Consider the following 12,572-nt stretch of genomic DNA (forward strand, 5'->3'; position numbering starts at 1 on the left):
TGCCTGCCTCGCCGGGCATTCAAAGATCAATGCGGTCAAGAATTCATACCTGATAGGTATAGTATGCTCGGTGCAGCGTTTTGAGGAGGTTTCAGCTCTCATGATGGACATGCGCCTTCTGCGCTACTTCGTGGCTGTGGCGGAAGAAGGCAACTTCAACCGGGCTGCCGAACGGCTGCACATCGCACAGCCACCGTTGTCACGTGCGATCCAGCAACTGGAAGCCCACGTCGGCGCCCCGCTGCTCGACCGGTCGAGCCGCCCGCTGCGCCTGACTGCCGTGGGCCGCCTGCTGCATGCGCAGGCGCTGCAAATGCTGGCACGGATGGAAGACGTAGAAACCATGGTAAAGGCGGCCGCGACCAGTCGCCGTCGTCGCCTGATAATAGGCTTCGTTGCCTCCACCATCTATGCCCGTCTGCCGGAACTGATCCGCGAATTCCGCAAGGTCGCCCAGAATGTGGAACTGGTCATGGTCGAAGCGACGACGCTCGACCAGATCGCCGCATTAAAGGACGGACGCATCGACGTCGGTTTCGGCCGCATCCGCTTCGAGGATCCGGCCGTCCGTCGCATCATCCTGCGCAACGAGAAGCTCATCGCCGCTTTCCCGATGGATCATCCGCTGGCGACCAGCGATGAGCCGATCTCACTGCGCGAACTCGCCGATGAACCCCAGATTCTCTATCCGCGCGCACCGCGCCCCAGCTATGCCGACCAGGTGATCTCGCTCTTCCGCGACCATTCCATCGAACCGCGCGTGGTCCACGAGGCGCGCGAACTGCAGATCGCTATCGGCCTCGTCGCAGCCGAGGAAGGCATCGCGATCGTCCCGGAATCGGTCCGCCGCGCCCGCAGCCACGACGTCGCCTTCCGCGAACTCGTGGAGCCTGCGACCTCGCCCATCATCATGAGCCACCGCCCTGGCGACCACTCACCCGAACTGGCGCTCATGACGGCCGTGGTCGCCCGCAAGTATGCGGAGTGGGGCTATGACGTTCCCACAGCTTTGACCGAAGAACTCTGACGGCCCGCGAGCATGCAACCAAGTTGGCTCACAATGCATACATATGTGATGTCGGATTTTGCGGCGCGGGGTGCTAACCCACCCGCGCCCCCTGCTGCGAGACGAGAGCCATGAGCGAGACACGCGAACCCGAAAGCCGCCCCGAAGGCATCAGCGACTACACGGGCCCGGCAGGCGGCTGGGGCGCGCTGCGGGCAGTGGCGCGCACGGTGCGCGAGCAGATGAAGGCCAGCCCGGACACCCGCGCGCTCCTGCAGATGAACCAGCCCGACGGCTTCGACTGCCCCGGCTGCGCCTGGCCCGATCCGCGCCATACGTCATCGTTCGAATTCTGCGAGAACGGCGCCAAGGCCGTCACCTGGGAAGCCACGGTGAAGCGCGTCGATCCCGACTTCTTCGCCCGCCACACCGCCACCGAACTGTGGTCTTGGAGCGATCACCAGTTGGAGGATGCGGGCCGCATCACCGAACCGCTGCGCTACGATGCCGAGACCGACCGCTATGTGCCCATCACATGGGACGAAGCCTTCGCCCGCGCGGGTGCATCGATGCAGGCCCTCGCCCACGCCGACCAGGCCGAGTTCTACTGCTCCGGCCGCGCCTCCAACGAGGCCGCGTTCCTCTACCAGCTCTTCGCGCGCGATTTCGGGACCAACAACTTCCCCGACTGCTCGAACATGTGCCACGAGGCGACCAGCACCGGCCTGCCCAAGTCGATCGGCATCGGCAAGGGCACGGTGACGCTGGAGGACTTCGACCTTGCCGACGCGATCTTCTGCATCGGCCACAACCCCGGCACCAACCACCCGCGCATGCTCGGCACGCTGGCCGCCGCATCGAAGCGCGGCGTGCCCATCGTCGTCGCCAACCCGATGCGCGAGCGCGGACTCGAACGCTTCAAGTCGCCGCAGCATCCCACCGAAATGCTCTCGCCCCATTCCACCCCGCTCGCCTCTGCCTACCATCAGGTCCGCATCGGCGGCGACATGGCGATGCTCAAGGGCATGATGAAACTGGTGGTTGAGGCCGACGCCCTCGACCACGCCTTCATCGCCGAGCACACCGAAGGGCTGGACGCGCTCAAGGCCGATCTCGATGCCACCAGCTGGAACTGGATCGAGGTCGCCTCCGGCCTGACGCGCGACGCCATCGAGAGCATGGCGCAAGTCTACATGAAGGCGGGGCGGGTGATCGTCTGCTACGGCATGGGGATCACCCAGCACAAGCACGGCACCCAGAACGTGCAGGCGATCGCCAACCTGCTGCTACTGCGTGGGCAGTTCGGCAAGCCGGGCGCCGGCATCTGCCCCCTGCGCGGCCACAGCAACGTACAGGGCGACCGCACCGTCGGCATCACCGAACTGCCGACCGAGGACATGCTGCAGCGTCTCGACGACGCTTTCGGCATCGCCGCGCCCCGCCATCACGGCCACAATGCAGTCGAAGCCCTTGCGGCCATGCGCTCCGGACACTCGAAGGCGCTGATCTCGCTCGGCGGCAACCTCGCCGTCGCCATGCCTGATCCCGAGGCCTGCTTCGCCGCGGTGCGGGGGCTGGACCTTTCGGTCAACATCCTCACCAAGTTCAACCGCACCTGCCTGCTGACGGCGAAGGAGACTCTGGTGCTCCCCTGCCTCGGCCGTACCGAGCTGGACGTACAGCAGGCCGGACCGCAATGGGTGACGGTGGAGGACAGCATGTCGATGGTCCACGCCTCACGCGGGAAGCTCAAGGCGCCCGGCCCCGACGTCCGCTCCGAACCTGCGATCGTTGCCGGGCTGGCGCAGGCGGCGATGCCGCACACCCGCATCGACTGGGCCGCGCTCGTCGCCGACTACGACCGCATCCGCGACGGCATCGAGGCCGTTTATCCCGACTTTCGCGACTTCAACATTCGCGTGCGCGAGCCGGGTGGATTCCGCCTCACCATCGGCCCTGCGACCCGCACGTGGAAGACACCGACCGGTAAGGCGCAGTTCATCGCGCACCCCCACGCCGAGGAACAGGTCGAGCGCTCGCTGCTGCTCACCACGATCCGCAGCCATGACCAGTACAACACCACCATCTACAGCCTTGACGATCGCTATCGCGGCGTCACCGGCCGCCGCGACGTGATCTTCGCCAACGAAGTGGACCTTGCCATGCTGGGTCTGGCTGAGGGCGACAAGGTGGACGTCACCACCCCGGCCGGGCGCACCTTGAAGGGCTTCACGCTGGTCCGCCATGCCATCGCGCGCGGCTCGCTGGCGGCTTACTATCCGGAGGCCAACTGCCTTGTGCCGCTGGACGACTATGACCCCGCGAGCGGCACCCCGGCCTACAAGTCGATCCCGGTCACCATCCGCGCTGCCGCCTGATCGCACGCATGAGAACGCCCCCGAGAGTGAGTGGTCTCTCCCGGGGGCGCAGGCCGCCGCGTCATCGGTGGGGGATGGAAGCGACGCAGCGGTGTTAGGCACGCCTTTCTGACGAAGGCTTATCTGCGGAACTTACTGGTCGCGGCTGGTGCTGGCACCGAGGCCGACCGAACCGTTCGCACCGCTCTTCGAAGCCGAACCGCTGCCCGAGCCGGTCACGTTGGCGCTGCGCTTGCCCGCCTGCGCGTTGGCAGAACCATTACCCGAACCCGAGGCTGAGCTGTTCGCCGCGCTGGACGCCGCATCGTGGGCCTGGCTGCCGACCGCCTGCGCCTTCTCTGCCGCGGCCGAGCGGGCTGCCTGAGCCGTCCCGGTCGCGGTGCCCGCAACCTGCGAAGTCACGCCCGAGGTATCAGGCAGGCTGCCCGAGCCGGCGAGGTTGCCCGCGCCCGAAGCCGAGCCGTTCGCGCCCGATCCCGTCAGTGAACCGGCGAGCGAACCCGTGGCCGAGCCCGTGCCGGTTGCCGAACCGCTACCCGCCGTCGAGCGGGCGGAGTCGACGAGGCCGCCGGCCTGCGAGCGGGCGCTATCGGCTGCACCGGTCACCGCCGAGGTATCCGGCGCCGAAACCGAGGGCTTGGTCACGGACTTCCTGGCGTGGCCGCTGGCATTGCCCGAGGCCCGCGACGAAACGCTGCGGCTGGCGCGCGAGGCGCTGATGTCGCCCGCACCGCCCATGGTCCCGTCGATCGAGCTGCCGACACCGCCGATGGTGCCGCCCAGCGAGCCGCCGAGGCCACCGCCGAGCGATCCGCCAAGGCCGCCACCGCCCAGCAGTTGGGCATCGGCCACGCTTGGCGCGGCGATCAGGGCAAGAGTTGCGATGGCGGTCGTGAGTGAGAGCTTGTTCATGGGATTTGCTCCTTCCTTGTTGTCGTTGGCCCCGTCCGGGGTGTCTGATGGAAGGAACGGATGGCCATTTCGCTTTCATCCATGGCCGATGAAATTATTTCAGATTTTTTTCTAAAGGCCCGATCGGCAGATGTTGCACAACACGCCGCGTCCAGTTCGGCGCTGCCCCTTGATGGCTTCGGAATCCACGGCTTTCATCGCCTCTGCGGCACTTGTGACGAGTGCCCGCCGCGCCGCGATACGCGACGCCACCAGCGGCGCAGCATAGGACGTTCCGCGCAGCGACTGACGCCCCTTGCCCGGGACAAGCGCCGACATGTCAGCTCCCGGCGCAGCATAATCGAGGTGTAAGGCACGCCCCGCCTCGATCAGCACACGTCCCGATCCGTCCACGCCGGTCACCGCGATCACGCCGGGATAGGACGCCGGAAAGGCAGGCGGAGCCGCCGCGCCGTCATTGCCGACCGCCGCCACCACCGTCATCCCCTTGCTCTGCGCCGAAGCCACCGCCCGCGCCAGCAGCGGGTTGGACGGACCGACCAGACTGATCGACACCACCGGCACGCCCTGCACCTGCATCCACCCCAGCGCCCTTGCGATCGCCAGCGCATTGCCGCCCGCCGGGTCCGCGGCATAGACATCGGCGCCATAGATACGCGCAGTCCCCGCCCCCGTCAGAAGCGAGGCGATCGCGCTGGCATGGTCGCTTGTTTTCGGCGCTCCCGCCGCGAAGCCACGCTGCGAGGCAAGCCGCGTCGAACCACCGATGCCGCCGTCGATGACCCCGACAGTGCCGCCGCGTGGAAGCGCGCCGGATACCGCCTTGCCGTCCTTCGTGGGGGTGCCACCCGAAGGAAAATGCAACTGATCCGCGCTGATCTCCCGGCCAGGAAGGGTCTTTCGCAAGTCCTCCACCGATTTGGCCAGAGAGGCGCCTGACGGCACCTCGAGGCGCGCAAAGCGTACATCGAGCCCTTCCAGCGCGCCTTGCTCGATCACATTGTACCCCTGCCGCCGGGCCGTATCGAGCGCCGCCTCGTCGGGGTCGAGCATCAGCACTTCGCCCCGCACGGCAGGCTGGTGCTGCTCGTCCCACTCGACCCGGTCGCCGTGATCGGCGACCAGCCGGGTGAGCCGCCGCACCCGCTCGTTCGCCAGCGCGCGCACGTCGCTCACGATCCGCCCGACGGGCTCTATCACCGGCCCGGCAATGTCGCCGAGCGTATCGCGCACCCGGCCCACGGTCCCGGGCAGGTCCATCGGCAGCCCACCACCGAGCTGCGCTTCGACCGGCACCGACGGCGAGACGAGAAAGATGGCGGCAATCCCGGCCGAAAGAAGGGTGCGATTTCTCATCGATCCATCCGATAGCAAAAATTTCGTGGCATTCAGGGATGAAACGCGGCAGTCGGTCCGTTTCATCCTGCGGACAAGACATTTCGATGAACGCATCGACGAGCCAAGACCGTTTCTGCGAAGAACTCACCGCCCTGCTGCCGCGCCTGCGGCGCTTCGCGCGGGGGCTCGCCCGTGATCCGGCCGACGCCGACGACTTGTGCCAGCAGACGGTCGAGCGCGCGCTCAAGTCCCGCCAGTCGTGGCAGGACGGCACACGCCTCGACGCTTGGGTTTACAGGATCATGCGCAACCAGTGGATCGACGAAGTACGGGCAAGGACGCGGCGCTCGCAGACTTTCACCCATGAAGAAGAAGGGGCCGACATCGGCGCCCCCGGCGATCTCGCGGCCGAGAACCTGGTCGAGTTGGGGAACGTCGGCAGGGCCTTGGCACGCCTCCCGGAAGAGCAGCGCGAGGCCGTCATACTCGTACTTGTCGAGGGCTTCGCCTACAAGGAAGCGGCGGAAATCATCGGCGTGCCCCAGGGTACGCTCACCTCGCGCCTCGGCCGAGGGCGTGAAGCACTGTTGCGCGAACTGGGAGAAATCGCATGACCGTGAGCGATGATGAATTCACTGCCTATGTCGATGGCGAACTCACCGGCGCAGAGGCGCAACGGGTGGCCGCCGCGATTGCCGGCGACCCCGCACTGGCGTCGCGGCTGGAGGCGCAGCAGCGCCTTCGCGCACTGTTGCGCGGCCACCTCGATCCCGTCGCGGTTGAGCCGGTGCCGGAAAGCCTGACACAGATGATCGCAGCCGCTGCGGCGGAGGATGCCGAGCGCGACATGACCGACACGAAGCAGCATGAACCGGCGCGCGTCCTCGATTTCGCCGCCGCACGCGCGCGTCGTGACGATCAGGTCCGCGCCGCCCGGCCTCCTCGCCTGACCCTGCCCCGCTGGTGGGGTACGGGAGCGGCTATCGCCGCCTCGCTCGTGCTCGGCCTGTTTTTCGGGATGCGCGTTGCCGACGACGGCGCCAGTGTCACCTCGGGCGGTGCTCTCGTCGCCTCGGGCATGCTGGCAAAGGGCCTCGACGAAAAGCTGGCCTCCGCCAACGAACCCGGCAAGCTACGCATCCTGACCAGCTTCCGCCGCGAGGACGGCAACTATTGCCGCGTCTACGATGCCGGGGCCAGTTCAGGTATCGCCTGCAAGGACGCCCAGGGCTGGATCCTGCAGCGCACCGTTGCGAACGGAGCGCCCGAACGCGGTGCGTACCGTCAGGCCGGATCCGCCGCAGGCGAACTCATGGCTGCGGCGCAAACCATGGCCATTGGCGAGCCGCTTGATGCCGCGCAGGAACGAGCAGCGCGCAGGGAAAAGTGGAACAAGTAACCCTCTCAAGCACACCGCCTGCCCCCCGGCTCTGGACGCAGGCCTGCTTCTTCTCCGAGAGACCACGACGGTCAGGATCACGCTATCGCCTGTCGCGCTGCTTTTCGGCGACGGCGCCTCACAAGATGGTTCCAACCGATAACGATCCCCGACAGCGACATGATGATCCCAAGTGCCGAGAGCAACCACATCAATGGCTCGCGCAGGAAACGGTTGGCGAGCAGGAATGGTAGATCGAAATCATGCAGCGCGTTGAAAAACCATCGGTAACTGCGTCCACTCGCGTTCTGCTGGCTCAACAGTGACCCTCCACGCGGGTCAATGGTCGTCCATGTCCGCTCCGCATCGCCGAAGATGACGCGAACAACCGGCAGGGTGCGTTCGTGCCGGTGGGAGTACCAGTAAAGGTCCGGCTTCTGCAGGACGACAACATTCCTGACCGGCGTACCCGGCATCAGGCGCCGGGCATTGGCGACCAGTTCGGCTTGCGTGAAACGCAATGCCCGGCCATCCGGGGTGGCGATCATCGAGTGCCCGGTCTTCACCGTCAGCGTGACCACCGGGCGGCCGCCGACCCAGGCCAGCCGCGCTTCCCGGGCCTGAGGTGCGCGGGCGGCAAGCCTGCCGCCATCCAGCACAGGAAAGTCCGCACTCGCGTGCGCCGCATAGAGGGCGGCACCCCCCGACGGCCCATTGCGCGCGAACCAGTCGAAAGGGCTGACCGAAAGCCATCCACTGAACATCCAGGTAATGGCGAAGATCCCTCCGGCCAGTCCGGTCAGATGGTGCCATTTCATCCAGCCTCGATAGAGTGTTATCGCCCCATTCCTGTAGCGCCGGCGCAGCCTGAGACGCAGGATACCGACCCACATGCCGGTAATACCGAGGACCACGGCCGGACCGGACGTCCACAGCACCACCTGTCGCCACAAAGATCCGTCGCGGCGGATGGCGGTGAGGTATAGCCAGTGCGGCACCGCGCCCACCCAGTTCCATGCCCTTTCACGGGCGTCCGTGTTCTGAACCGGCTCTCCGCTGGTGGAGGAGACGTAGATCTGGGTACCCCGAGCATCTCCCAGCGAGACCTTCCACAACGGTCTCGCCCACTTGAACCCTTGTGCGACGGTCCATTGATCGTCGTGAATACGCTCCACACGGGTGATCGGCGCGGCGCCCGCGAAGCGCCGCGCCGCCGCTATCGCAGAGGCAGCATCCGGTGCGGAAAGGCGCCGCCCGTCCAAAGCCGACAAGGCGATCCGCCGCTGCTTGTCCCGGATACGCCAAGCGGGCTCTCCCGCCGCCATATCGAGGCGAAGTTCCGCGGGAAACCCCTGCTGTCCGGCGCGGCGAAGCGCCTCGGTCGGACTGATCCTCACCCGGCTCCAGTCGATCGGAGCCAGCCCTGCAAGCCGCTCCTCCTCGGTCAGCGACGGGTAGGGCACGTACATCATGACCACGCCCGAAACGAACCACAGGAGAAACATCAGGCAGACCGCGATGCCCAGCCAGCGGTGAAGCCAGTACAGCCACCGCAGGCTGGCCTTGAGGCCCCTCTTTACCAAGGCGTGCGCCATCGCCCTTACAGGCTCATATCCAAGCGGACATCGAAGCGCCGGGGCGCGCCGAGCAGCCATTGCGAAGAATTGCTGCCGATCGGGTAGATCTTGTCGAAGACATTGCTGATCCGCCCGTCGATCGCCAGCTTTTCGCTGATCGTCCAGCGCAAGCCGAGATCGACCACCTCGTAGCCCGGCACGCGCAAGGTGTTGGCGTTATCTGTCCATCGCGGCGCGACGAAGCGGGCGGAGACACGGGCCTGCAACGGCTCCAGGAAGCGCCAGTTCGCCGAGATATTGGCAGTCTTAGTCGGTATCCCGGGCGGCGTGTTCCCGGCGCGGTCGATCACGACGCCGTTCACCACCTCGCCGAATTCCTTGAAACGGGCCTTGAGGATGGTGCCATTGGCCTCGATCCCGAAGGCGTCGGTCAATTGCACTGCCAGCGTCGCCTCGACACCGCGTGAAGTCCGCTTGCCAACCTGCTGGGTAATAAGACGGTTCTCCGGGTCCGGGGTAAGAAGACGCCGCTTCTCGATGTCGAACAGCGCAATGGAGGCGGAGCCGCGCCCTTCAAGGAAGCGCTGCTTGACGCCGACTTCGAACTGGCGTGCGGGCGAAAGGCCAAAGTCCTTCTGCGCGTTCGAAGTCGTGATAAGCGCGCTGATCGGGTCGGTGCCGACTGTGAACGAGCCGTAAAGCGCAGTATCGACCGCAGGGTTCAGGACCAGCCCAAAGCGGCCCGAAGTACTGTGATACTTCCGCTTGAAGCCGTTCGCCGGCGTACGCGCGTCGATGCGCTCCAGATCGTACCAGTCCTGCCGGAAACCTCCGACCAGCGAGGCCCAGTCACGCAGTTGGAGTTGGTCTTCCATGAACACCGAATACTGCGTGGTCAGGGTGCGGAAACCGAGCGTGGTGGGCACCGGCGTGATGAAGCCGCCGGGTTCAAAGTCGAACGGATCGACCACGGAACTGCCGCCATAAGGCGAGTTGTTGATGTGGCGGAACTTGACCCGGTTGACGTCGAAGCCGACGAGCAGGCTGTTCTCCACACCCCCACCCAGCGGAGTACGCAAGGTGAGGTCGCCGCGATCGCCGATCTGGTCCTGACGGTGGACGATGTTCAGGTAGTCACTGCGCGTCACCAGCCCGGTCGTTGCGGAATAGCGATAACTTTCGGCGTTGAGCCAGTCGCGATCCGAACTAAGGTAATAGGCCACGTTGCGCAGCGAAATCGCATCCGATGCCTGCCACTCGGTCGTCAGACGTGTCCAGTTGTCCCGGAAATGATCCTCGCTGCCGGTGATGTTGAAGTTGATGAAACGGAAGCGCCTGTCGAACTTGCCGTTGTTCAGCGGACTGCCGAAATAGGGCAACATCTCGACGTCGCCGTAGTCGGAAGCCAGCGTGAAGCTCAACGTCGGGCTGGCGTCCCAGCGCAGCGCGCCGGAGATGGCGAGGTTGCGGTTGTCGCTGTTGCGGTCGAGCCAGCCATCCGAGCGTGTGAAGCTGGCTGCGACACGATAGGACAGACCTCCTCCCACGGGCCCGCCAGCATCACCCGCGATCTGCATCGCGTTGTCCGAGCCGTAGGCCACGCGGGCCTGCATGATGCTGCGGTCGGTCGACGGCTTCTTCATGATGACATTGACCGCGCCGCCGATCGCGCCCTCGCCTGATATGACCGAACTCGGCCCGCGTAACACGTCGATCCGCTCCACCGTCCAGGGATCGACCGGGAAGGTCAGCGTGCCCGAGGCCACGAACAGGCGCGTGCCGTCCACCAGCAACTGCACCGACCCCTGCCCCGAGAAACCGCGCGCGGCCATCGCCGTATTCCCGTTGCCCGGAGAACCCTGGAAGGTCAGACCGGTCGCGCGGCTGACCGCTTCCTGGATGGAAAGGTCACCACGCGCCCGGATCGCATCACCGTCCAGCACCTCGATACTTGCCGGAGTTTCAAAAACCGTGAGGCCGAGGCGGCTGCCGCTGCTCTTCGTATCGAGGCTGGTTTCGGCACGCAGGCCCGTTACCAGGATGGTCTCTGTCGGATCGGCCTCGTCTGCGCGCGCGGCCGAGGAAAACACGGATGAGGAAAGCGCTGCGAAAGCGGTCGCGGCGCACAGCGCATATTGGGAAATCGTCATGTGAGAAACAAACCCTGTCCGGCGTCATCGACGTCTGACGAGGGCGTCCGCGCGAACGGTCGGCCCACGCGACGACACGACGCCCCCGGCGCCGTCGCTTGGGTCGATGCGGCCCCCGCCGCACATGCGTCGCTCAGACGGATTTCACCGTGCCTCGGCCATCCCCTGGACCAAGGGCAAGAGCGACCGGACGCTGGCAGGTCTCCTGGCTTGCGGGTCATCGCACGATGCACGGCCTTCCCAGGCCTCGCAGGAGTTAGCGTCCGGCCCAGTGGCTGCGACAGGGCACTTTGGCCTGCCGCGATATGCATCGCGCTCACCGCTCACAGTTGCAGGGACAGCCTCGGATTCAGGGGCGCGAGCCCCCTCACCGCGTTCCCTTTTAAGCCCCCTTACGGGAGCACCAACGCGATCATGGCCTCCCGAACCTCGAGAGACGGGAGCCGCCCTACGCGAAGGAAGTGGCGCTGGCAAGCATCGCCGTACGACGCGTGCTTCCGCCCTTCCTTGTCCTTGCAAGGTCGCGCTACGCTCGTGCGATCTTTGGCACTCTTGCCGCAAGATCTCGTACACCGACTTGACCGATGCGGACAGGCGATGCAGCCATTGTCCAGGAGATGGACGGCGCGGCCGTAAGCTCCGATAACCGCGCCTTCCCTTGCGATGCCAAGGACCTGCCGATGCCATTGCCTGCCGATGTGGAATTTGCACGGCTCAACATCCCGCTTCTCCGGCATTTTCCGGAACTGGTCAGCTCGCTTGGCGGAAATCCCGGCGAACTGTTGCGGTTCGCCGGGATTTCCGCCCAGGATTTTCGCGACGACGCCGTTGCGCTCACATATCCCGAGGCGATCCGGCTCCTGACCGTTGCGGCGCACCGGCTGGACTGCCGGGATTTCGGAATGCGGCTGGCTCTGCGGCAACGCGGCGGAGCGATCTTCGGGCCGCTGGGCAATACGATGCGCAGTTCGAGGACGTTCGGCGATGCCCTGCGCTTTGCAAGCGAGCACATCAGCGCACACAGCCGCGCAGCGCGCGTATGGCTGCGGCCGCATGCTGCCGAGGGCACCATATTCGCCGGCCATGAACTGCTGTTCGAAAACAGTGCCGAGCGTATCCAGGCCATCGAGCAGATCCTTTTGATCGGTCATGTCGAGGCGATGGAGATGACCGGCGGCTATGCCCGCGCTCGCTGCGTACATTTCCGACACGAGCCGCTCTCTCCGCTCGCCGACTATCGTCGCTATTTCGGCTGCGAGGTGCTTTTCGGGGAGCCGTCCGACGGGATCACGTTCTCGGACAGGGATCTCGCCAGTCCGATCCTCAGCCAGAACACCCAAGTCCATAGTGACTTGGCCGCCTACATTGAGAAGCACTTTCCCAAACGAAGTCTACCTTTTGACGCGGAAGTGCGCGGCCTTATCATTCGCAGGCTGGCGCAGGGGGACTGTGCCAGCGTTGAAGTCGCGCGTGCACTGAACATCCACCATCGTACCTTGCGCCGCCGGCTGAAGGAGGAGGGCACCAGCTTTCAGGACGTCAAGGACGGGGTGCGCCGCGATCTGACGCTCTACTACCTGCAACAGACCGACCTCGATTTCCGGGGGATCTCCGAAAAGCTCGGCTTCGCCGAACAAGCGGTGTTCTCCCGCCGCTGCCAACGATGGTTCGGCCAGTCTCCCACAAGTATGCGCAGCACACGCCGCCTCCAGGAAAAAGGCAGTATCTTGTCCTCATAGGCAAAAGCGATCCCACAGCGAACCAGCGGGCGCGGGGCGCACCCTGACCTTGGGCACCCGTCACGAGACGCTTGGCAAACTCGCGGTCGTATGC

The 12,572-nt window shown here is 65.6% G+C and carries 9 protein-coding genes and 1 riboswitch; of the genes, 5 read left to right on the forward strand and 4 right to left on the reverse strand.

Annotation, left to right across the window (positions count from 1 at the left end):
• The first annotated feature begins 103 nt into the window (after nucleotides 1-103).
• Both QRN25_RS04505 and QRN25_RS04510 read left to right on the forward strand, forming a co-directional pair.
• Nucleotides 104-1,027 carry a LysR family transcriptional regulator gene (locus tag QRN25_RS04505; RefSeq protein ID WP_271182228.1) on the forward strand — a complete coding sequence of 308 codons (924 nt, stop codon included), beginning with the start codon at nucleotides 104-106 and terminating at the stop codon, nucleotides 1,025-1,027.
• 110 nt (nucleotides 1,028-1,137) lie between these two features.
• On the forward strand, nucleotides 1,138-3,384 hold the full coding sequence (locus tag QRN25_RS04510; protein WP_285017685.1) for an FdhF/YdeP family oxidoreductase: 2,247 nt from the start codon (nucleotides 1,138-1,140) through the stop codon (nucleotides 3,382-3,384).
• A 132-nt stretch (nucleotides 3,385-3,516) separates the two neighbouring features.
• On the opposite strand, the gene QRN25_RS04515 is transcribed toward QRN25_RS04510, so the two are convergent.
• Both QRN25_RS04515 and QRN25_RS04520 read right to left on the reverse strand, forming a co-directional pair.
• On the reverse strand, nucleotides 3,517-4,296 hold the full coding sequence (locus QRN25_RS04515; RefSeq protein ID WP_285017686.1) for a hypothetical protein: 780 nt from the start codon (nucleotides 4,294-4,296) through the stop codon (nucleotides 3,517-3,519).
• 111 nt (nucleotides 4,297-4,407) lie between these two features.
• On the reverse strand, nucleotides 4,408-5,652 hold the full coding sequence (locus QRN25_RS04520) for a S8 family serine peptidase (RefSeq protein ID WP_285017687.1): 1,245 nt from the start codon (nucleotides 5,650-5,652) through the stop codon (nucleotides 4,408-4,410).
• An 86-nt stretch (nucleotides 5,653-5,738) separates the two neighbouring features.
• Here QRN25_RS04520 and QRN25_RS04525 point away from each other — a divergent pair, with 86 nt between their 5' ends.
• Together QRN25_RS04525 and QRN25_RS04530 are read left to right on the forward strand one after the other, a co-directional pair.
• Nucleotides 5,739-6,248: a sigma-70 family RNA polymerase sigma factor gene (locus QRN25_RS04525; protein ID WP_285017689.1), complete on the forward strand. Its 510-nt coding sequence runs from the start codon at nucleotides 5,739-5,741 to the stop codon at nucleotides 6,246-6,248.
• The gene (locus QRN25_RS04530) at nucleotides 6,245-7,033 is read left to right on the forward strand and encodes an anti-sigma factor family protein (protein ID WP_271182171.1); all 789 of its coding nucleotides are present in this window, start codon (nucleotides 6,245-6,247) and stop codon (nucleotides 7,031-7,033) included. The genes QRN25_RS04525 and QRN25_RS04530 overlap by 4 nt, the downstream gene beginning before the upstream one ends.
• Nucleotides 7,034-7,110: 77 nt before the next feature.
• Here the strand turns inward: QRN25_RS04530 and QRN25_RS04535 are convergent, their stop codons facing one another.
• Nucleotides 7,111-8,607, reverse strand: coding sequence for a PepSY-associated transmembrane domain-containing protein (locus QRN25_RS04535; protein ID WP_271182172.1), 1,497 nt, complete (start codon nucleotides 8,605-8,607; stop codon nucleotides 7,111-7,113).
• Between the two features lie 5 nt (nucleotides 8,608-8,612).
• Complete coding sequence (locus QRN25_RS04540; RefSeq protein ID WP_285017691.1) at nucleotides 8,613-10,739, reverse strand: TonB-dependent receptor; 2,127 nt, start codon at nucleotides 10,737-10,739, stop codon at nucleotides 8,613-8,615.
• 178 nt (nucleotides 10,740-10,917) lie between these two features.
• Nucleotides 10,918-11,160, reverse strand: a riboswitch (cobalamin riboswitch).
• Nucleotides 11,161-11,323: 163 nt separating this feature from the next.
• On the opposite strand from QRN25_RS04540, the gene QRN25_RS04545 reads away from it, so the two are divergent.
• Nucleotides 11,324-12,478 (forward strand): AraC family transcriptional regulator, encoded by a 1,155-nt coding sequence (locus QRN25_RS04545; RefSeq protein ID WP_285017692.1) that lies wholly within the window; start codon nucleotides 11,324-11,326, stop codon nucleotides 12,476-12,478.
• Nucleotides 12,479-12,572: the final 94 nt, after the last annotated feature.

Origin of the sequence: Novosphingobium sp. fls2-241-R2A-195, assembly GCF_030209485.1 — a bacterium.
In the GTDB taxonomy this organism is placed as follows: Bacteria; Pseudomonadota; Alphaproteobacteria; order Sphingomonadales; family Sphingomonadaceae; genus Novosphingobium; species Novosphingobium resinovorum.